The following is a 20,922-nucleotide window of genomic DNA, read 5'->3' as shown; positions in this document are numbered from 1 at the left end:
GTCCGTAATCCTGGTTTGTGTGTTCAAGGCGTATGCCTGGCTTAGGAACCGACCGCCATCAGCGACAGAATGAAAAGTAGCAACAGGGCCAGGCCCTGCAAAAGGACGCGCATTTGCATCAGTTTGTTTTGTTTGCGCGCATCCTTGCCGCGTGCCATCGAAACGATGCCCATGATCAGGACCCCAGCGACAGCTGCCATCGCAAGCAAAACACCAATCTGTAAAAAACCAGCCATTCCTGTTTCTTCCCTGTTTCTGCCTGCTGCCTTATACCCCGCCCGGCGGCGACATGCTGCGCCAAATGCACGCAACAGGCAACCAGACGATGGCAATTTTGGCAATTAGTCGATGGTTTCGTTTGCCGCAAAGCTGCGACGGTCGATTTTGAATTTCTTGATACGCGAGGCCAGCGTGGTTGGTTTGATATCGAGAAGGGCGGCCGCACCATTTTCCCCAAACACCTTGCCCTTGGTCATGGTCAGCGCATGGATGATGTTGTCATATTCAGTCTGGCGCAGCTCACCCCGGGTCAGTACGGTTTTTTCAGGTTTGCTGTCGGGCTCTGTCGTCGGCGCTGCTAATTTGCGGCTGTCGCGCCCGCCCTGTTCGGGCAGGTCGAAATGAAGCTTGCCGTCATGGGCCAGGATCGCAGCGCGTTCGATGACGTTTTCCAGTTCACGCGCATTCCCCGGCCAGCCATAGTTTTGCAGGGTGCGGACTTGCCCCTTGGTGAGTGTCGGCTGGGCGATATTAAGACGCTGACAGATATTGCGCAGGAAGTGCGATGCAAGCGGCGGGATATCGTCGGGCCGTTCGCGCAAGGGGCGGCATTCAATCGGGAAAACGTTGAGACGGAAATACAGGTCTTCGCGGAAACGTCCCTGACGGACTTCTTCCTTTAGGTCGCGGTTGGTGGCGGCAATCAGGCGGACATTGACCTCGCGTGTGCGTTCTTCGCCGATGCGTTCGAACTTCTGATCCTGCAAAACACGCAGCAACTTGCCCTGAAGTTCCAGCGGGATTTCCCCGACTTCATCGAGAAATAGCGTGCCGCCATCAGCCAATTCAAACCGCCCGACACGATCACGCACGGCACCGGTAAAGGCACCGCGGACATGGCCGAAAAATTCGCTTTCAAACAGTTCATGCGGGATTGCAGCACAGTTCACGCGCACCAGAACGCGATCGGATCGCGCGCTGGCCTGATGGATGGCGCGCGCAATCAGTTCCTTGCCCGTACCGGATTCACCAGTGATCAGAACGTTGGCATCGGTGGGCGCGACAAGGTCGATCTGTTTGAGTGCGCCCTGAATGGCATCGGACTGGCCGATGATTTCATGGTGGTTGTTGGTTGAAAGGATTTCTTCCTGCAGATAGGCGTTTTCAAGCTCCAGCCGTTCACGCAGCCGGTCGACCTCGGCAAGGGCGGCGTGCAGCTTTTCCTCGGCAATTTTACGTTCGGTGATGTCGCGAAAAACAATCACCGCCCCGATCACCAGCCCATGGTCACGGATCGGGGTGGAGGTATATTCCACCCGGATGGGTTTGCCGTCGCTGCGCCAGAAGACCTCGTCATCAACCCGCCTGACGATGCCTTCGCGAAACGCGTTGTAAATCGGGCATTGTTCGGCGTGATAGGGATCGCCATTGACGTGCGAATGGTGGATGATCGAATGGATTTCGCGGCCAACCAGTTCCTCGGCCGTCCAGCCCAACATGCGTTCGGCCGCCGGATTGACGAATGTCGTGATGCCGTCGCTGTTAACCCCGTAAATGCCTTCGCCAGCGGCACCCAGGATCAGCTGGTTTTCGCGTTCAATCTCGCGGAAAAACCGTTCGGCACGGCGCCATTCGGCGATGCCTTCGCGAAGGTAATCATCGGCCTCGGAGTCCACATCGCGACGATGGCGGGCATCGAGATCGGAAATCGTGACGGTCAGATAGTCTTCGCCGTCCAGAATGAGCGGCCGGGCTTCGTGCTCGAGTTTCAGTTCCGTGCCGTCCGGACGGGTCAGGTCCAGCCCGCGGGTCCAGGCAAATCCGTGATAAAAGGCGGCCTCGCTAAATACGACCAGACTGGGCACCTGACCTTTGTGCAGCGCACTCATCGAGGTTGCCAGAAGTTCTTCGATGCTGCGCCCCAACAGGTTCGCAGCGGCCTGATTGGCGAAGACAATCCGGTCCGTTTTGGGGTGAATGAGCAAGGTTGGATGGGTGTGGGCGAGCAATGCCTGCAAGTGCAGGTTTTCAATCATCACCGGTAGGGGATTGATTTCACTGATCCTCATCACACACTCCTACGAAATATCGTAATATTTACTACGATATTTCGTGAATTACGATTTTTCGTATGTGGCTAGCGTCTCATTCAAAGGCGCAAGAGTCCAGCGTTTTCAACGAAAAATGACGCATTGCACAAAATGGCACGCCCGTTGCTGTAGGGACTGTGAACATCTGGTGCTGCCTTTCTGGCGGCGTAACAACACAGGGGGTGATCACATGTCAGTCAAAAGTCTGGGCAATCCATTTAGTGGCGATACCGATCTGCGTCACAGCAAATCATGCGGCTGTGATGTCTGTTCGTCAAAAGATGGGCATACACATGCATCACATAAAGACCATGACCATTGCGTAAAACACGATTTGGCCACCATGCCGGCCCATAGTGATATGGGCGATATGGATGCCAAAACGCCGGAAAGCAGCGAAGAAATGCTTGATCGTGCCATCGACAGCGCAATTGTGCGTTCGGTGTTTGGTCACAACGATATTTCGCGTCGTTCGTTTGCCAAGATGGTCGGTGGCAGCACCATGATGGCAGCCCTTGCCTCGGTCCTGCCAATCGACAAGGTCAAGGCGGCCATCCTTGATGATCTGGGCACGCCGGAAAAATCCAAATTGAATATCGGCTTTGTGCCGATCACCTGCGCAACGCCGATCATCATGGCCCAGCCGATGGGCTTTTATGAGAAATACGGCCTTGATGTTGATGTCATCAAGACAGCCGGTTGGGCGGTCGCGCGTGACAAGTCATTGAACAATGAATATGACGCGTCGCACATGCTGACCCCGATGCCGCTGGCGATTTCGATGGGGGCCGGTTCGACCGCAACGCCGTTCCTGATGCCGGCCGTTGAAAACATCAATGGTCAGGCGATTGTCCTGCATAACGATCACCTTGATAAACGTGATCCCAAGCAGTGGAAGGGCTTCAAGTTCGGTGTGCCGTTCGAATATTCGATGCACAACTTCCTGCTGCGTTATTACGTCGCCGAGCATGGCCTGGATCCGGATAAAGACATCCAGATCCGTGTCGTTCCGCCGCCCGAGATGGTTGCAAACCTGCGTGCTGGTAACCTTGATGGTTATCTGTCACCGGATCCGTTTAACCAGCGTGCGGTTTGGGAAAAGATCGGCTTCCTGCACACGCTGACCAAAGATATCTGGGAAGGCCATCCGTGCTGTGCATTTGCATGTTCCAAGGCGTTTTCAGAAGAACTTCCGAACACCTATGGCGCGCTTTTGAAATCCATCGTGGACGCGACCCAGTACGCCGCCAAGGCGGAAAACCGCAAGGAAATCTCGGCTGCCATCGCACCGGCCAACTATCTGAACCAGCCGGTTCCGGTGATCGAGCAAGTCTTGACCGGCCGTTACGCCGATGGTCTGGGCGAAGTGAAAAACGTCCCGGATCGCATCGATTTCGATCCGTTCCCGTGGCACTCGATGGGTGTCTGGATTCTGACCCAGATGAAACGTTGGGGCTATATCGAGGGCGATGTCGATTACAAGAAGATCGCCGAAGAAGTCTATGTCGCGAGCGATTGCGCCAAGATCATGAAAGAGCTTGGCTATGAAGCGCCGACCGAGACTTACAAAAGCTATACCATCATGGGCAAGACGTTCGATCCCGATCAGCCTGAAGCCTATGTCAACAGCTTTGCCATCGGCAAAGGGGTAAGCTGATATGCTGGCATCGCTCAATGCCAGGGCGTTGGTGTTGTCACTTGTACTGCTGGCGGTCTTCCTTGGTCTTTGGGAGGCCGCCAGCCCAAAACAACAACTCGCTGGCGAACTTACGGAATATGAACTTCTGATGGGCGGGGCAGAGCCAAAGGCCGCTGTGCCGCCCCCCTCGGACGTGATCGCCAAGGCATGGGAAGAGCTCAGCAATCCGTTCTATGACGCCGGTCCCAACGACAAGGGCATTGGTATCCAGATCGGTTATTCGCTTTATCGCGTGTTGAGCGGTTATTTCCTTGCGGCGGCAATTGCCATTCCGGTCGGATTCCTGATCGGGATGTCGCCCTTGATGTACAAGGCGCTTGATCCGTTTATTCAGGTCCTTCGCCCGATTTCCCCGCTGGCATGGATGCCACTTGCGCTGTTTGTCATTCAGGACAGTCAGGCATCGGCGATCTTTGTGATCTTTATCTGTTCGATCTGGCCGATGTTGATCAACACAGCCTTTGGTGTGGCCGGGGTTCGCAAGGACTGGGTCAATGTGGCGCGCACCCATGAACTGGGCCCGCTCAAAACCGCCTGGATCGTCATCTTGCCGGCTGCGGCACCGACCATCCTGACCGGCATGCGGATTTCAATCGGCATTGCATGGCTTGTGATTGTCGCAGCCGAGATGCTCGTGGGCGGGACGGGGATTGGCTACTACGTCTGGAACGAATGGAACAACCTTGATCTGACCAGCGTGGTGTTCTCGATCCTGATGATCGGTGTTGTCGGCATGTTGCTTGATACCGCCTTTGCCTACTGCGCACGTCTTGTGCAGTACCAGGAATAAGGAGACCTGATATGTCGAAACCATTCCTGAGTTTGCAGAACCTGACCAAACGTTTTCAGGCACCCAAGGGCGGTGAAGCCCTGACGGTGTTTGAAAACGTCAATCTGGGGATCGAGAAGGGGGAGTTTGTTTGCATCATCGGCCATTCCGGCTGTGGCAAATCGACAATCCTGAACATTCTGGCTGGTCTTGATGAGCCGACCGAAGGGGCGGTCATCATGAATGGCAAGGAAGTGTCGGGTCCCAGCCTTGATCGCGGGATCGTGTTTCAGAACTATTCCCTGCTGCCGTGGTTATCAGCGCTTAAGAACGTCACCTTTGCCGTTCAGGCCCGATACAAATCCTGGAGCAAGAAACAGGTTCACGATCATTCGATGAAGTATCTGGAAATGGTCGGGCTGGCTGGCGGGGCAGAGCTTCGCAAGCCGTCGCAATTGTCGGGTGGGATGCGTCAGCGTGTGTCGATCGCGCGTGCCTTTGCGATCCAGCCGGAATTGTTGCTTTTGGATGAGCCGTTCGGGGCCCTTGATGCCCTGACCCGTGGCAGCATTCAGGATGAATTGATCCGCATCTGGTCGGGATCGGACCAGACGGTGTTTATGATCACCCATGATGTGGATGAAGCCATCCTGTTGGCTGACCGTATTTTGCTGATGACCAACGGGCCCTATGCCCGTGTCGCAGAATCGGTTCAGGTCGATATCCCGCGCCCGCGCGAACGGGCCAACATCATTCACCATTCCGACTATTACGACATCCGAAACCACTTGGTCGAATTCCTTGCCACCCGCTCAAAGGCGCTTGCCGGCAAGCAGGAGGAAGGCACGCCAAGCGAGCCATCCATCGTGCGTTTTGGCGCACATGGGGTGGTTTCAGATCCCAAAGACAACCGCAAACCGGCCACCAGCCCGGTGGAATAAATCACCTGCACGCTGATTACTTAGAAGGAGAAAAGCTGTGAAAAAAGCAGATGTCAAAGAAATGATCATCGAAGCCAAAAAGGCCAAAGGCCTTGGCTGGGAAGAAGTTGCCAGCAAAATCGGCATGTCGCCGGTGTGGACGACTTCGGTCTGTTTTGGCATGAATTCCGCGCCAAAGGACAAGGCCGACATGCTGGTCGCCCTGTTTGACCTGCCGCCTGAAGCATCGGCTGTCATGCAGGAATGCCCGATGAAGATCTGGGATCAGGCCGTGCCGACCGATCCTGCGATCTATCGCCTGTATGAAATCGTTGGTGTGTACGGCGAAACCATCAAGGAAATCATCCACGAGAAATTCGGCGATGGCATCATGAGCGCGATCGACTACGAAATGTATATCGAACGCAAGGAAGACCCGAAGGGCGACCGCGTTGTCATTACCCTTGATGGTAAATTCCTGAAATACCGCGCCTGGTAATTCAAGCCAATCGGTGGTTCGCAGTCACCTGGTACGAGCAGTCGCAGAAGACGAAACCGGTCTGTTTTAAGCAGGCCGGTTTTGTTTTTTGCAAGGTTCCAAAGCAGCGAGCACCGGACTGGAAACAATAAGTTGCCAGATTTCCGGTGGCGCATTTCGAAGGATCATCTAAATGTTATGGTCAACACTATAACGATTTCAAAAGGGCTTTATCATGGCTGATCTGTCGAGCTTCGAGATTACCAAACGCTGGCCTGCGCAAAATCCGGACGTTATCCAGCTTTATTCCCTGCCGACGCCCAACGGGGTGAAGGTTTCAATCATGCTGGAAGAAACCGGTCTGGACTATGAGCCGCATCTGATCAATATCGGTGAGGATGAAACCTGGACCCCGGAATTTCTGTCGCTGAACCCGAATGGCAAAATCCCGGCAATCATTGATCCGCATGGACCGAATGGCAAACCGCTTGGTCTGTTTGAATCGGGTGCGATCATTCAGTATCTGGCGGAAAAGACCGGCAAGTTGTTGCCTGTCGATCCGGCCAAACGGATCGAGGCGATCCAGTGGGTGTATTTCCAGATGGGCGGGCTTGGCCCGATGTTTGGCCAGCTTGGCTTCTTCCACAAATTTGCCGGCAAGGAGATCGAGGACAAGCGTCCGCTGGATCGGTATCGCAAGGAATCAAAGCGGCTTCTGGGCGTGCTTGAAACCCGCCTTGAGGACCGTGACTGGATCATGGGCGATGAATACAGCATTGCCGACATTGCGTCGCTTGGCTGGGTGCGCAACCTGATCGGTTTCTATGACGCGGGTAGTCTTGTTGATTATCACGAGTTTAAAAACGTTCCGGCGTGGCTGGAGCGCGGCCTTGATCGGCCGGCCGTTCAGCGTGGACTGAACATCCCGGCCCGCGATTAATCCCCGTTGATTTTGACCGGATGGAGACAAATGCTTTTCATCCGGTCAGGCTGGCCTTAATTAGGAGGGCATTCATTGTCCCACGAAGTTAAGAGACTAATTCATGACCAGCCGCATCAAGGACGCCGCCCTTGCCCAACAGATCACTGACGAGACCCTTGCCTGGCGCGAGGTGATTTGTCCGGTGACGGCGAAATACGGAAACTATGTTGCCAAGCGTGATCTGCGCGACAAAACCATCGTCAGTTTCCAGCACGTTCTTGAAGATACCATTCCCACCTTGCTGCCGTTTGTGAAGGCCGGCGCCAAGGTCAAGGTTGGCGCATGTAACCCTGACAGCACCGATGACGCGGCCGCCGCCTACCTTGCCGCCCATGGGGTCGAGGTCCATGCCTTTTCCGGCATGACGCCCGATGAATATGCCCGAAGCATCGATATCCTGTCGTCCGAGCCCGCAGACATCATTGCTGATATGGGCGGGGAGCTGATTGAGGCGTTCGTGAAGAAGGGCCACAAGGTCGATGGCGCGCTTGAAGCGACCACGACTGGTGTACATCGCGTTGAGAAGCTTGATTATTCCTTCCCGGTCTTTAACTGGAACGATATCGCGATCAAGGATCGCCTGCATAACCGCCACCACGTGGCACAGGAAATGTGGCCGGTCTTTTCGAATGTCACGGGGCTTGCGCTTTATGGGCGCACGGTTCTTGTGATCGGCTTTGGCCCGGTCGGGCGTGGTGTGGCCGAACGGGCGCGCAATCTGGGTGCGGTGGTGTCTGTCGCCGAACGCGATCCGGTCCGTGCCCTTGAGGCGCAGCATCATGGCTGCCGGGTTGTCAGCCTTGAAGATGGCCTGAAAGAAAACGCAATCATTGTGACCGCCACCGGCCTTTCGGGCATTCTGGGTGCGGCGCAGATCAAGCAGTGCCGTCGCGGCGCGATCCTGGTCAATGTCGGGCATTCCAATACCGAGATTGACGTCAAATGGCTTGATACCCAGACGCGCACGAAAATGCGCCGCCATATCGAACGGTTCGAGCTGGATAATAGTCGCGAGGTGTATCTGCTGAACCGGGGCAGCTTGCTGAACCTCGCCCCCGGCATGGGGGGATCGGGCAAGGATCTGTTTGATCCGTTCTCGGCCATTCTGATCCGCGGGATCGACTGGCTGGCATCGGGCGGGGCGACGTCGTTCAAGCCGGGCTTTTATGCCTATCCGGAAGATGTCGAACGCGAAATTGCCCAAGCGATCCTGCAATCGCACAGCTGATCTATTTCGCTGAACTGACGAATCGCAACGAACCACCCAGTGCGGTCTGGTAACCTTAACGGGTTGATGTCGGGGCGCGCGCAAATATTTGCGCTCAATCGCCCACGGCATCACTCATTTGAGGATGGAGGCCGGTCATGAGAACGATTTCAAAGGTCTTTGTTGGGTTCGTTCTGGCGGTGACCGGTATCTGGCTGGTTTCAAATCCCGATCTTTTTGCGGCATCCAGTTTCATCAGCCTTCGCCATTTCATGGTCCAGTATTCTGGCTTCCTTGCGATCAGCATGATGAGCCTGATCTTGTTGTTGTCGGTTCGACCTGTGTGGCTGACGCGACGGTTGGGCGGCTTGGACAAGGCGTATCGCCAGCACAAGTGGCTTGGCATTGCTGTGCTTGTCGTCGCGACCCTGCACTGGGCCTGGCGGATGGCACCGAAATGGGGTGTTGCACTTGGCCTTCTGGAGCGGGGGCGGCGTGGACCGAGGCCCGATGGGGCGGGCCTGCATTGGGCGCAATCGTTGTTTAATGAGCAGCGCGGGCTGGCGGAAACGGTCGGGGAATGGGCGTTTTATGTTGCCGTTGCCTTGATCCTGATCGCGTTGATTAAGCGCATTCCGTATCGCTGGTTTGCCAGAACACACACGGTTCTGGCCGTGATCTATCTAGTGCTGGTTTATCACAGCATCGTTTTGCTTGATTTCACCAACTGGGCAACACCGGTTGGCTATGTTTTGGCGGTGATGTTGCTGGTGGGCACGGTGTCATCCATCATTGTTCTGTTTGGCCAAATCGGGGCCGGGCGCCGATCCACCGGCGAGGTGATCGAGGTTGATTATCTTCCGGAGATGAAATCGCTTCAGATCGCGATCAGATCAGATGGCGGTTGGAAAGGCCACCTTGCCGGGCAGTTTGCCTTTGTCCGGTTTGGCAATAGCAACGAAGCGCATCCGTTTACCATTGCGTCTGCCTGGCGTGACGGGGTTCCGGGCCTGACCATTATCGCCAAGAAGCTCGGCGACTATACCAACACGCTTTACGAAACATTGAAGCCGGGCGACCGGGTGGCGCTTGAGGGTCCTTATGGCACCTTTGTACTGGATCGGGAAAAGCTCCATCAGATCTGGATTTCCGGGGGTATTGGACTGACGCCGTTTGTTGCCTGGCTTGAAGATCTGGTGGCCAATCCGGCAAAGCTTGAGATCGATTTTTATCAGGTTGCGCCGCATTGCGATCCCGAATTGATGGCGCGGATCAACGATCTGGCCGGGCGTGCCGGTGTTCGGTTGCGTGAATGGCGCGATGCGCGTGATGGTTTTCTGACCGGCGAGAAAATCCGTTCTGATGTGGCCCATTGGCAAGAAGCCCAAGTCTGGTTCTGCGGGCCGCGCCAATTTGGCGAAGATGTCAAAAACGATTTGGTCGCAGCCGGATTGCACAGCTATGCCTTCCATCAGGAGCTGTTTGATTTCAGATAGGAAAACCAGAGTTTGGCGTTGAATAGAGTGCGGGCGGTCCGTGATGGAACCGCCCGCTTTTCGTTTGCTCGTTATCCTGATTGGTTTGGCAATGCCTAGGATTTGTAACCGATCCGAAGGTTGCCCCACTGCTCGCCATTGACCATGATCGGCACGTCGCATTCCTTCATGAAGACGACGGTATTGCCCATGTCACGGAAATAGGTCTGCAGCAGGTGGGGCTTGGTGTTGCGCCCGGCCATCAGACCGGCACGGTCATCAAAGATGCGCCGGTTGCGGCAGTTGCCCATATTCCAGGCGGGTTCGCCCGGTCTTTGCGGTTGGCTGTAAACCTTGTTGTGGGTCGGCAGATAGCCGTTGGTATCCACCCCGGCGGCAAAGACGATATGTTCGTCCTTTGCAAGAATGGCTTCTTGTAGCGGGGTGAAATTGCGGTCAGTGAAGGGCACATACGGCGTCATGAACTGCTTGGGATCGGTGCCGTCAATCGGCTCGTACCGGGTGTTGAACAGATCATCATGGGTGAATTCGTGACTGCGCAAACCGCCTTCAAGAACCTTGCCCAACTCGCCGGCCAATTGCTTGCCGAGGTCGGCAATCTTGGCGTCATGTTCGTGGGTTTTCTTAAGCAATCCCAAGATGACCTTGGTTGCTTCGTCGTCGATTTCGGTGAACTGGATGTGGGTTCCGAGTGTCGAGTACGCTTTGACCGTCCCCTTAAGCCGGGTGCCGTCGGTCATCGTGATCGTGATTGCTTTGTTGCGGTCATCTTCGCTGGCATCAATACGCGCAAGCAGGCCGGCAAGCGACATGTCTGCGGTGACACCCTGGCGCACATCACCGTTGCCGAAGTCGACCTTGATATCAACTGCAATCGGAACCCGTTCTTCGTGACGGCGGTTAGTGTTGTCTGCACTGCGCAGAACCATGCGGAAGCGCGTTTCCATTTCGTTGATATCATTGCGGATATTCGAAGACAGAATGCGAAGGTTTTCCGCCGTCTGGCTGGCATTGTGCGACTTGTGGCTGGCCAGTTCGATGTCGCCGGAAATGCCCTGCATGTGGGTGGAGACTTCCTGCGCACTTGTCGAGATTTCGGCAATCGCCGCTGTTTGTTGCTCGACCGATGCTGAGATATCGCTTGAAAGCTGGCTGACTTCGTCAATCGCGCCGCCGATGCCCTCAATCGCGGTAACCGCCTCGGATGTGGCGCCCTGAATGGCGGTGATCTGGGCGTTGATATCAAGGATGGCTTTTTCGGTCTGGGTGGCGAGGTTCTTGACCTCGTTGGCGACGACCGCAAAGCCCTTGCCAGCGTCGCCGGCGCGCGCGGCCTCGATGGTGGCGTTGAGTGCCAGCATCTTGGTCTGATCGGAAATGCGTTTGACGATATCAACAACCTTGCCAATCTCGGTCGCGGTTTCCGACAGGCTGCCCATGGTGGTGGATGTTTCCTGGGCGCGGGTGACGGCCTGACTGGCAATGTCATTGGTTTTGTGGATGCGTTCGGCAATTTCGTGGCTGGATGCCTGCAATTCCTCGGTCGCGGATGCCACGGTTGCGACATTGCTGCTGGCGACTTCCGTGGTGGCAGTGATGCGTTCGACCAGTTGGGACAGTTCACTGGCGTCACTTTCCATGGCCTGCGCCACGTCATTGGTGCGCCCGGCCTGGAAGCCGACCTCGGAAATGATGTTGTCGGTTTCGCGTTCAATGATTTCCGACATCGACTGGATTTCAGAGGCGGAGCGCTGGTTGGCCAAAACGGTCTGGCGCGCCGATATCAGGCTGCCCATATCCGCCATCAGCAGGCATCGCGCCGCATCAGCCGCGGCAGTGCCGCCCTTGGACCGCGCGGCAAGCGTTGCGCAAAGTGCTGAAACCTTGTGGTAGGCCAGTACAATATGATCGGGAGCCAGTCCGATGACCGCATTGGCCAGAACATGCTCGTTAAAGCATTGGTTGAATGCATCGGAGCTGTTTGCATTGATCAGTGTTGCAAAACGTCGGGACAGTTCGGCAACATGATGTTGCGGATCACTTGGCGCAGCACTGCTTTGGCCGGTCCCCAACAGTTCGGTGACCAGATTTTCTGCAAGCTGTTCTCCATGTTGCGCAAACAAATCCGTGGCGGCATTTATACGCGCATAGATTGTACTTTCTGGCATTGCAGAGCTGTGATTCATTTGCCATTCTCTCCCTTATTCCCGGCGGACCTTTTGGCCCGATTTTTTCACAGACTTTCAGTGGTCTGTGTGTGCTTTTGGGGAGTGTATCACTACTGGTAAGTCCAAAATATATCATACTTTAGGTTGATATGGAAAAAGGCCCGCCAGTGTTGGCGGGCCAAGTTTGCCCTCGTTGTTCACAGGGGCCACGGTTCGGATGAGAATTTCATCAGTATTTCAGAATGTTATGTCGTTCACCGGGTCAGAATGCCGCGCGTGACCACCTGTGCCTGAATTTCGGCAGCCCCTTCGAAAATGTTCAGAATGCGCGCATCACACAGCACGCGGCTGATCTGATATTCAAGCGCATAGCCGTTGCCGCCGTGAATCTGCAGGGCGTTATCAGCATTCGACCATGCGACGCGTGCGCCCAGAAGCTTGGCCATGCCGGCCTCAATGTCGCAGCGGATATCCTGATCCTTTTCAAAGGCCGAGAAATAGGTCAGCTGGCGGGCGATCATGGTTTCAACCACCATCCATGCGACTTTGCCGTACACCCGCGGGAAGGCGTAAAGCGGCTTGGAAAACTGGATGCGATCCTTGGCATAACGCATGCCGATCTCAAGCGCGTTCTGGGCGACGCCGACAGCACGGGCTGCGGTCTGGATACGGGCCGACTCAAAGGTCGCCATCAGTTGTTTGAAGCCCTGTCCTTCTTCGCCGCCCAAAAGGTTCTCGGTCGGGACTTCGAACCCGTCAAAGGAAAGCTCGTATTCCTTCATGCCGCGATAACCAAGCACCTCAATCTCGCCACCAGACATACCGTTGGCCGGGAACGGGTTATCATCGGTGCCACGTGGTTTTTCGGCCAACAGCATCGACAGGCCGCGATAACCGGACTCGTCGGGGTTGGTGCGGGTCAGAAGGGTCATCAGGTCAGACCGCGCGGCATGGGTGATCCATGTCTTGTTGCCAGTGACCTTATAGGTATCGCCATCCTTCACCGCACGCGTGCGCAGGTGTGCCAGATCCGATCCGTTATTGGGTTCGGTAAAGACGGCGGTCGGCAGGATTTCACCCGATGCCAGTTTGGGCAGGTAATGTTCCTTTTGCGCGTCGGTTCCGCCAAGGCGGATCAGTTCGGCGGCAATTTCAGAACGTGTCCCAAGCGACCCGACACCGATATAGCCACGTGATAGTTCCTCGGTGACAACGCACATCGCGGTTTTGCCCATGCCAAGGCCGCCGAATTCTTCGGGGATGGTCAGGCCGAAAACGCCGAGTTCGGACATTTCATTGACGATTTCAATCGGGATCAGCTCGTCACGTTCGTGCCAGCCATGGGCATGCGGCGATACCTTTTCCTCGACAAAGCGGCGGAACTGATCGCGCACCATATCAAGGGTTTCGTCTTCAAGACCGGTTTCGCCAAAGCGACCGGTATCAAGGCTGTCTTCGATTTCAGCGGCAATCGCCCGGCGTGCGGCATCGGAATTGCCACCACGTGCAAGGGTCGCGACCGATGGGTTGGCGGCAAGGGATGCAATCAGGTCATCAGAAACGCCAAGGGTCGAAAGACGGATGATCTCGCCCTGTGACATCGGAATGCCACCGATGATCTGCGCCAGATATTCCCCAAACGCCGATTGCAGGATCAGTTGTTCGAGATTGCCGAATTTGCCCTGGTCCTTAAGGCGATTTGCCCATGCCTTCATCTGGCCAAGGGCGGTGACATAGGTGGTAAACCAGGCAAAGCCGTGTGCGGCAAACTGGTTGTCATCAAAGGCATCGGCATTAACCCGGCCATCGACCGTTACAGCTGTCCGCAGCGCATATTCGGCCGCATCATAAACCGGGCTGAGTGCCGCAAGGGCGTCATCGCACAAACGTTCGAGGTCAGGCAAAAGGGCGTTGTTCGTCATTCTTCGGGTCCTCGGATCAGGTCCTCGTCGTGCAATCTTGTGGGGCGATTGCGCGGATCAGTTATGAGTGCATCAAAGCATCAAGGGTGGTGGCACCCCATGCGCAGATCGGGCGAGAATGCGCTCGGGGTGCCAGCTATCAGTCGAAGATTAATGTGGGACTAGCCTTCGACTGCTTCTTCAAGGGTGCGCATGCCCGGGCGCTTTGCCTGCACCAGAACGGCCATGTTGCCGGGTTTGTGTTCGTTGCGCATCATCTTCATGTGAGCGCGCGGAATGTCTTCCCAACTGAACACTTCAGACATGCTCGGATCCAGACGGCGTTCGATCACGAGCTTGTTGGCCTGCGCCGCCTGTTTCAGGTTGGCGAAGTGGCTGCCCTGAATACGTTTTTGGCGCATCCAGACAAAGCGCGCATCAAAGGTCAGGTTAAAGCCGGTGGTGCCGGCACAGAACACAACCATGCCGCCGCGTTTTACAACGTTGCACGATACCGGGAAGGTCTGTTCGCCGGGATGTTCAAAGACGATGTCGACGTCATTGCCCTTGCCGGTGATGTCCCAGATCGCCTTGCCGAATTTGCGGACTTCTTTCATGTAATCGCCAAATTCCGGGCCGTTGACGGTGGGAAGCTGTCCCCAGCAATTGAAATCCTTGCGGTTGATCACGGCCTTGGCACCCAGTCCCAGAACAAAGTCGCGCTTTGTTTCATCGGAAATGACACCAATCGCGTTGGCCCCGGCCGTTGTAATCAGCTGGATCGCCATCGAGCCCAAACCACCCGATGCGCCCCAGACCAGAACATTGTGCCCCGGACGCAGGATGTGCGGACGATGGCCAAACAGCATGCGATAAGCGGTGGCAAGGGTCAGCGTGTAGCACGCACTTTCTTCCCAGGTCAGATGTTTGGGACGCGGCATGAGCTGCTGTGCCTGAACACAGGTGAACTGCGCGAAGGATCCGTCCGGTGTTTCATAGCCCCAGATGCGCTGGGTCGGGGACAGCATCGGATCGCCGCCGTTACATTCTTCGTCGTCGCCGTCATCCTGGTTGCAGTGAATGACCACTTCGTCGCCGACTTTCCAACGGGTGACTTTCGATCCAACCGCCCAGACGATGCCCGATGCATCCGATCCGGCAATGTGGAACGGGCAATCATGGACGTTGAAGACCGAGATCGGTTTGCCAAGGGATGCCCAGACACCGTTATAGTTCACCCCGGCCGCCATCACGAGAACAAGCACTTCATGGCTGTCGGGTTGGGTCACCGGCAAAACTTCGCACTGCATGGCCGTATCGGGCTCGCCATGGCGTTCTTCGCGAATCGCCCATGCATACATATTCTTTGGCACATGGCCCAATGGCGGGATTTCGCCAATTTCATAAAGATCTTTTTCTTCCTGACCGCCACGGAAAGGCAGCACTTCAGCAGACGTATTCATGGCCTTCACTCCTTGTTCGGGGTCGATCCGGTTTGCAGGGTAATTAAATTACCAATGCTGCGTTGCGGTCGACGGATCCTCCAAGCCACGGAATTTATTTTATTTTCCCCGGGCATCTCCCGGTTTCCTGCGGAATTTCAGCAAGGATAACCTGGGCGATATTTGTTTTCGCTTTTATCGCGTTGCACAAATTGTTATATAATTACCCAAGTGATGTCTAGTAGATAATTTAATAACGTTCAGGCGTAATTATCGTAAAGACATTGAGTAATAAAAATACAAGAGGTCGCGATGTCGATGGAAAACAAGCGCAACGCAGCAAAGCCGGAACGCGATCGCCCGTGGCTGATCCGGACCTATGCCGGGCACAGCTCCGCACAGGCATCGAATGCGCTATATCGTCAGAACCTGGCAAAGGGGCAGACCGGGCTTTCGGTGGCCTTCGATCTGCCGACCCAGACGGGGTATGATTCTGACCATGTTCTGGCACGCGGCGAAGTCGGCAAGGTCGGCGTTCCGGTGTCCCATCTGGGTGACATGATGACGTTGTTTGACGGTATCCCGCTTGATCAGATGAACACGTCGATGACGATCAACGCACCAGCCGCCTGGCTTTTGTCGCTTTATATTGCGGTGGCCGAAAAGCAGGGCACCGCGCGCGCCAGCCTGCAGGGCACGACCCAGAACGACATCATCAAGGAATATCTGTCACGCGGGACGTATATTTTTCCGCCAGCGCCCAGCCTTAAGCTGATTACGGATGTCGCGGCCTTTACCTATCGCGAGGTTCCGAAATGGAACCCGATGAATGTGTGCTCCTACCATCTGCAGGAAGCCGGGGCGACGGCCGAGCAGGAGCTGGCCTATGCGCTGGCAACGGCGATTGCGGTTCTGGATGCGGTGCGCGATTCGGGTCAGGTGCCCGAAGAGGACTTTGCCAAGGTGGTCGGTCGCATTTCGTTCTTTGTGAATGCCGGGATTCGCTTTGTTACTGAAATCTGCAAGATGCGGGCATTCTGCGAACTTTGGGATGAAATCACCCGTGATCGTTACTGCATCGAAGACGCCAAATATCGCCGGTTCCGCTATGGCGTTCAGGTCAACTCGTTGGGCCTGACCGAACAGCAACCCGAAAATAACGTCTATCGTATTCTGATCGAGATGCTGGCAGTGGTTCTGTCAAAGAATGCGCGGGCGCGCGCCGTGCAGTTGCCCGCCTGGAACGAGGCCCTTGGCCTTCCGCGTCCATGGGATCAGCAATGGTCGCTGCGCCTGCAACAGATCATGGCCTATGAAACCGATCTTCTGGAATATGAAGACCTGTTTGATGGCAACCCGGCGATTGAACGCAAGGTCGGCGCGCTTAAGGAAGGTGCGCGGGCAGAACTTGCAAAGATTGATGAGATGGGCGGGGCGATTGCCGCAGTTGATCGCGGCTATATGAAACAGGAACTGGTGCGGTCCAACGCGCTGCGTCTGGCCGATATCGAAAGCGGGCTGACAAAGGTGATCGGTGTAAACGCCTTTACCGAAACCGAACCTTCGCCGCTGACATCGGGGGAAAAGTCGATCCTGACCGTCGATGACATGGCCGAACAGGACCAGATCGAAAAACTTAAAGCCTGGCGGTCAGAGCGCAATCAGGCCGAAGTCGATGCCACGCTGACCGATTTGAAGTCAGCCGCCAGCGAAGGTCGCAACATCATGGAAAGTTCCATTGCCTGCGCCCATGCCGGGGTCACCACCGGCGAGTGGTCGGAAACCCTGCGCGACGTGTTTGGCGAATACCGTGCGCCGACCGGGATTACATCGATGATCGTGACCGGGGATGCCGAAAACCTTCAGGATTTGCGCAAACGCGTTGATGAGGTTTCCGACAAGCTTGGCGAACGTATGAAGATGCTGGTCGGCAAGCCGGGTCTGGATGGTCATTCCAACGGCGCCGAACAGATTGCGGTCAAGGCGGGCGAAGCCGGGATCGAGGTTTTGTATGAAGGCATACGCTGGACGCCAGAGGAGCTGGTGCGCAATGCCATCGAAGACGGCGCGCATGTCATCGGTCTTTCGATCCTGTCCGGGTCGCATGTGCCGCTGGTGCGTGAAGTGGTCAACGGGCTGCGTGCCCAAGGGGCCGGTCATATTCCGGTCGTTGTCGGCGGGATTATCCCGGAATCTGATATGCTGGTGCTGCGCCAGATGGGCGTTTCCGCGGTCTATACCCCCAAGGATTATCAGTTGGCCAAGGTGATTTCCGAGATTGTTGATCTTGTGGATCGCAAGTCATCTGACAAAACAGCGGTTTCATCAAATGGTGCCAGCGATGCGCATGGGGATGCAGCGCTTTATTAACGTCCATGCGGGCAGAACCATCTGACAAAAAAACGGTCGGACCCAACAACGGGTGCGACCGGTTCTTTTTGGATGTGCCCGGATCAGGACTTGGCTGAAACAGTTTCCTGTTCGGTGCCATGGCGCTCGTTGACCCAGCTTTCAAAGGTCGAGGCGGGCAGTGGTTTGGAGAACAGGAAGCCCTGGATAAAGTCGCAGCCCTTTTCCTGCAGATAGACAAGCTGTTCGACTTCTTCCACGCCCTCGGCAACGACTTCGAGGTTAAGGCTGTGGCCAAGGCCGATGACGGCATCGACAATCGCCTTGTCATCGACATCGACATGAATGTCGTTCACGAAGGATCGGTCGATCTTGATCGAGGTCACCGGGAAACGTTTGAGATAGTTCAGCGACGAATAGCCGGTGCCAAAATCATCAATCGCGATCAGAACACCAAGTTCCTTGAGTTCCTTGAGCGTCGAGACGGCCTTTTCCGGGTTGTTCATCAGAATGGATTCGGTGATTTCAAGTTCCAGCGTGCCATGCGGCAGGGCAGTTTCCTTGACGATCTTGGTCACACTATCAACCAGTTCGGCATCCTGGAACTGTGCCGGGGACAGGTTGACGGCAATCCGAAGATCGGAAAGTGATGAGTCGCGCCAGATGCGTGTCTGACGGCAGGCCTTTTCAAGAACCCATGCACCCAGACGGTTGATCAGGCCGCATTCCTCGGCAACGGAAATGAATTCGCCGGGCAGGATCAGGCCGCGTTCCGGGTGATGCCAGCGTACAAGCGCCTCGGCACCGACGACGCGTTCGGTGCGGCAATCGATTTTCGGCTGATAGTAAAGTTCGAGTTGATCGTGTTCGAGCGCGTTGCGCAGATCTTCCTCGATGGTTTTGCGTTCCTTGACCCGTTCGTGCATCGACGGCAGGAAGAAGCGGTAATTATTGCGCCCTTCGGCCTTGGCGGCATACATCGCCATATCGGCGTTCTTGACCAGCTGTTCGGGGTTTTCGCCGTCTTCCGGGAACAGGGTGATACCGACACTGGCGGTCGAATGCAGGCGGATGCCGCGGCAATCAAATGGCTGGCACAGCTCGTCAATGATGCGTTGGGCAAGGGCGATGGTGTCTTCGATGTTCTGGACATCGGTCTGGATGATTGCGAATTCATCGCCACCAAGGCGGGCGGCGGTATCCGAATCCCGGATGATACGCGACAGACGCTGCCCCATTTCCTGGATCATCAGATCGCCAACATCGTGGCCGAAGTGGTCGTTGATATCCTTGAACCGGTCAAGGTCGACAAACAGAACCGTCACGCCGCGCTGGAAACGACGGGCCGACAGCAGCGCCTGACGCAGGCGGTCAAGGAACAGGGTGCGGTTCGGCAGGCTGGTCAGAACGTCATGGACCGCAAGGTGACGCATGCGGGCTTCGGTCTGTTTACGTTCGGTAATATCGGTGTAGGTCGCAACGTAACCGCCGCCCGGCATCGGGTTGTGATCAACCTGAATGACACGACCATTCGGGCGGGTCCGTTCCATGCGATAGGGTTCACGACGCCGGGCAATCGCAACGCGGTCGGAAATCAGTGCCTGAATGCTGACATCGCCGTATTCGCCGCGTTCGCCGTTATAGCGCAGGATATCGGAAAGCGGGGTGCCTTCCTTGACCAGATCGCGCGGCAGGTTCAGCAATTCGATATAGCGTTCGTTCCAGACCATCAGGTTCAGGTCCTGATCGAACAGACAGATGCCCTGACCGATATTGTGAAGGGTTGCTTCCAGCAGGGCCTGTTTGCGCTGGGCTTCTTCCTGCGCCTGCCCCTGAAGGGCGACCATTTCATTATATTCGCGGATCAGAAGCCCGAGTTCGTCCGAGCTGTTCCATTCCACCGGACGGCGCAGACGGCCGTGCTTGGTCATTCGAATGGAATGCAGCAATCGGTTGAGTGGTTCCTTGATCGAGCGTTTGTTGGCGATCAGAAGGCTTGCGGCCACGACCGAGATCAAAAGCCCGAACAGGATCATGTCGATCGCAATACGGCGGAACAGCAAATCCTGAACGCGGGCGTCGGTGAAGTAAATCACCAGTTCGCCAACGTCATGGCGGACGTTGTTGCGTTCGAAATAGACACGGCGCGAAAGTCGAAGCGTGTCGGTCAATTCGGATTGCGATACGCCGGTATGGGCAAATTCGGTGCCGTCTGCGCCCAGTGCCTGCACGGCAACGATGTCGCGATCGCGCGCCATGGCGTTTAGGGCAGATTCAATATTATCGACGTCGAGATACCAGAAAGGTGTGGCCAGAACGCGGGCGTTGATGTCGGCGGTCTGTTCGACTTTGCCATTCAGGTCGTCGCGCAGCACCTTGTAGCTGACATAGCCAAAGACGATGAAAAGCGCGAGCGAGAACAGCGAAACCAGCGGCAATGCGATAAACAGCAGCCGACTGCTCAAGGACTTTCGTTGTAAAAACCCGTACGATCCGCGTGACAAGCGTTCTCTCCCTGACACCCACTTTAGGCTAGTCGAATATAATGTACTCGACCTTTGTATGGGTGCCAACACCCCCTTGAATTAGTCTCAAGTCAAACCGCAACTTGATGAAAACGCAAGTTTGATTTCGTTAAACATTCAATTATCTGACACAAGCCAGCAAAGCTATTTATCTTGTAGCGAAGTCCCTCAGCTTCAAGCGGTTTTCCCGATAACCGCGAAAAATTCGTTATCGGGGCACGGCTTGGCGGGCCAATTCGTCGCATCTTTCGTTTTCCGGGTGACCGGCATGACCCTTGACCCAGTGCCACTCGACCTTATGCGGTTCAAGGGCTTGGAGCAAACGTTGCCATAGTTCCACATTCTTGACCGGCTTTTTATCGGCGGTTTTCCAGCCACGTTTCTGCCAGCCGAAAATCCATTTGGTAATGCCGTCGCGGACATAGCTGCTGTCGGTGTAGATATCGATGACACAGGGACGTTTCAGGGCTTCCAGCGCACTGATGGCCGCCATCATTTCCATACGATTGTTGGTGGTTTCCGGATCGCCGCCCGACATTTCCTTTTCGACACCCTTGAAGCGCAAAATAGCGCCCCAGCCACCGGGGCCGGGATTGCCGCTGCACGCGCCGTCCGTGTAAATCTCGACGCGGTTATCGTCACCGTTACTTGAAGTCATATTGTCGTGTTCCCCGCCT

15 protein-coding genes are annotated in these 20,922 nt (G+C 55.7%); 8 read left to right on the top strand and 7 right to left on the bottom strand.

Features of this window, described 5'->3' with window-relative positions:
• Window positions 1-41: 41 nt before the first annotated feature.
• Together IT893_RS16655 and IT893_RS16650 are read right to left on the bottom strand one after the other, a co-directional pair.
• Window positions 42-236: a twin transmembrane helix small protein gene (locus IT893_RS16655; RefSeq protein ID WP_008889168.1), complete on the bottom strand. Its 195-nt coding sequence runs from the start codon at window positions 234-236 to the stop codon at window positions 42-44.
• Between the two features lie 105 nt (window positions 237-341).
• Window positions 342-2,288, bottom strand: coding sequence for a sigma 54-interacting transcriptional regulator (locus IT893_RS16650; protein ID WP_064779857.1), 1,947 nt, complete (start codon window positions 2,286-2,288; stop codon window positions 342-344).
• A 211-nt stretch (window positions 2,289-2,499) separates the two neighbouring features.
• Between IT893_RS16650 and IT893_RS16645 the strand changes: the two genes are divergently transcribed.
• From IT893_RS16645 to IT893_RS16615, 7 genes are all read left to right on the top strand, one after another.
• Window positions 2,500-3,966, top strand: coding sequence for a CmpA/NrtA family ABC transporter substrate-binding protein (locus tag IT893_RS16645; protein WP_064779856.1), 1,467 nt, complete (start codon window positions 2,500-2,502; stop codon window positions 3,964-3,966).
• 1 nt (window position 3,967) lies between these two features.
• A complete protein-coding gene (ntrB, locus tag IT893_RS16640) occupies window positions 3,968-4,798 on the top strand; it encodes a nitrate ABC transporter permease (RefSeq protein WP_008889171.1) in 831 nt (276 codons plus the stop codon).
• Between the two features lie 11 nt (window positions 4,799-4,809).
• Window positions 4,810-5,718, top strand: a complete 909-nt coding sequence (locus IT893_RS16635; protein ID WP_063088547.1) for an ABC transporter ATP-binding protein — start codon at window positions 4,810-4,812, stop codon at window positions 5,716-5,718.
• Between the two features lie 37 nt (window positions 5,719-5,755).
• Window positions 5,756-6,196, top strand: a complete 441-nt coding sequence (gene cynS / locus IT893_RS16630) for a cyanase (RefSeq protein ID WP_008889173.1) — start codon at window positions 5,756-5,758, stop codon at window positions 6,194-6,196.
• A gap of 214 nt (window positions 6,197-6,410) precedes the next feature.
• Window positions 6,411-7,115, top strand: a complete 705-nt coding sequence (locus IT893_RS16625) for a glutathione S-transferase N-terminal domain-containing protein (RefSeq protein WP_064779855.1) — start codon at window positions 6,411-6,413, stop codon at window positions 7,113-7,115.
• Between the two features lie 103 nt (window positions 7,116-7,218).
• Window positions 7,219-8,385, top strand: coding sequence for an adenosylhomocysteinase (locus IT893_RS16620; protein ID WP_064779854.1), 1,167 nt, complete (start codon window positions 7,219-7,221; stop codon window positions 8,383-8,385).
• 137 nt (window positions 8,386-8,522) lie between these two features.
• Entirely contained in the window at window positions 8,523-9,860 is a 1,338-nt protein-coding gene (locus IT893_RS16615) for a ferric reductase-like transmembrane domain-containing protein (RefSeq protein WP_064779853.1), read from the top strand.
• Between the two features lie 95 nt (window positions 9,861-9,955).
• Here the strand turns inward: IT893_RS16615 and IT893_RS16610 are convergent, their stop codons facing one another.
• The 3 genes from IT893_RS16610 to ccrA form a co-directional block, all read right to left on the bottom strand.
• The gene (locus tag IT893_RS16610; protein WP_064779852.1) at window positions 9,956-12,046 is read right to left on the bottom strand and encodes a methyl-accepting chemotaxis protein; all 2,091 of its coding nucleotides are present in this window, start codon (window positions 12,044-12,046) and stop codon (window positions 9,956-9,958) included.
• Between the two features lie 236 nt (window positions 12,047-12,282).
• Complete coding sequence (locus tag IT893_RS16605) at window positions 12,283-13,950, bottom strand: acyl-CoA dehydrogenase family protein (protein WP_197146045.1); 1,668 nt, start codon at window positions 13,948-13,950, stop codon at window positions 12,283-12,285.
• A gap of 161 nt (window positions 13,951-14,111) precedes the next feature.
• Window positions 14,112-15,392, bottom strand: coding sequence for a crotonyl-CoA carboxylase/reductase (ccrA, locus tag IT893_RS16600; protein ID WP_063088554.1), 1,281 nt, complete (start codon window positions 15,390-15,392; stop codon window positions 14,112-14,114).
• 291 nt (window positions 15,393-15,683) lie between these two features.
• On the opposite strand from ccrA, the gene IT893_RS16595 reads away from it, so the two are divergent.
• Window positions 15,684-17,741 carry a protein meaA gene (locus IT893_RS16595; RefSeq protein WP_197146044.1) on the top strand — a complete coding sequence of 686 codons (2,058 nt, stop codon included), beginning with the start codon at window positions 15,684-15,686 and terminating at the stop codon, window positions 17,739-17,741.
• Window positions 17,742-17,824: 83 nt separating this feature from the next.
• Here IT893_RS16595 and IT893_RS16590 read toward each other — a convergent pair whose 3' ends face one another.
• The gene (locus IT893_RS16590) at window positions 17,825-20,185 is read right to left on the bottom strand and encodes a bifunctional diguanylate cyclase/phosphodiesterase (RefSeq protein ID WP_008889181.1); all 2,361 of its coding nucleotides are present in this window, start codon (window positions 20,183-20,185) and stop codon (window positions 17,825-17,827) included.
• A gap of 268 nt (window positions 20,186-20,453) precedes the next feature.
• On the bottom strand, window positions 20,454-20,903 hold the full coding sequence (gene rnhA, locus IT893_RS16585; RefSeq protein ID WP_008889182.1) for a ribonuclease HI: 450 nt from the start codon (window positions 20,901-20,903) through the stop codon (window positions 20,454-20,456).
• Window positions 20,904-20,922 lie beyond the last annotated feature (19 nt).

This window comes from Thalassospira sp. A40-3 (assembly GCF_015871485.1).
Lineage (GTDB): Bacteria > Pseudomonadota > Alphaproteobacteria > Rhodospirillales > Thalassospiraceae > Thalassospira > Thalassospira tepidiphila.
This window is presented reverse-complemented; position numbering and strand designations above follow the sequence as displayed.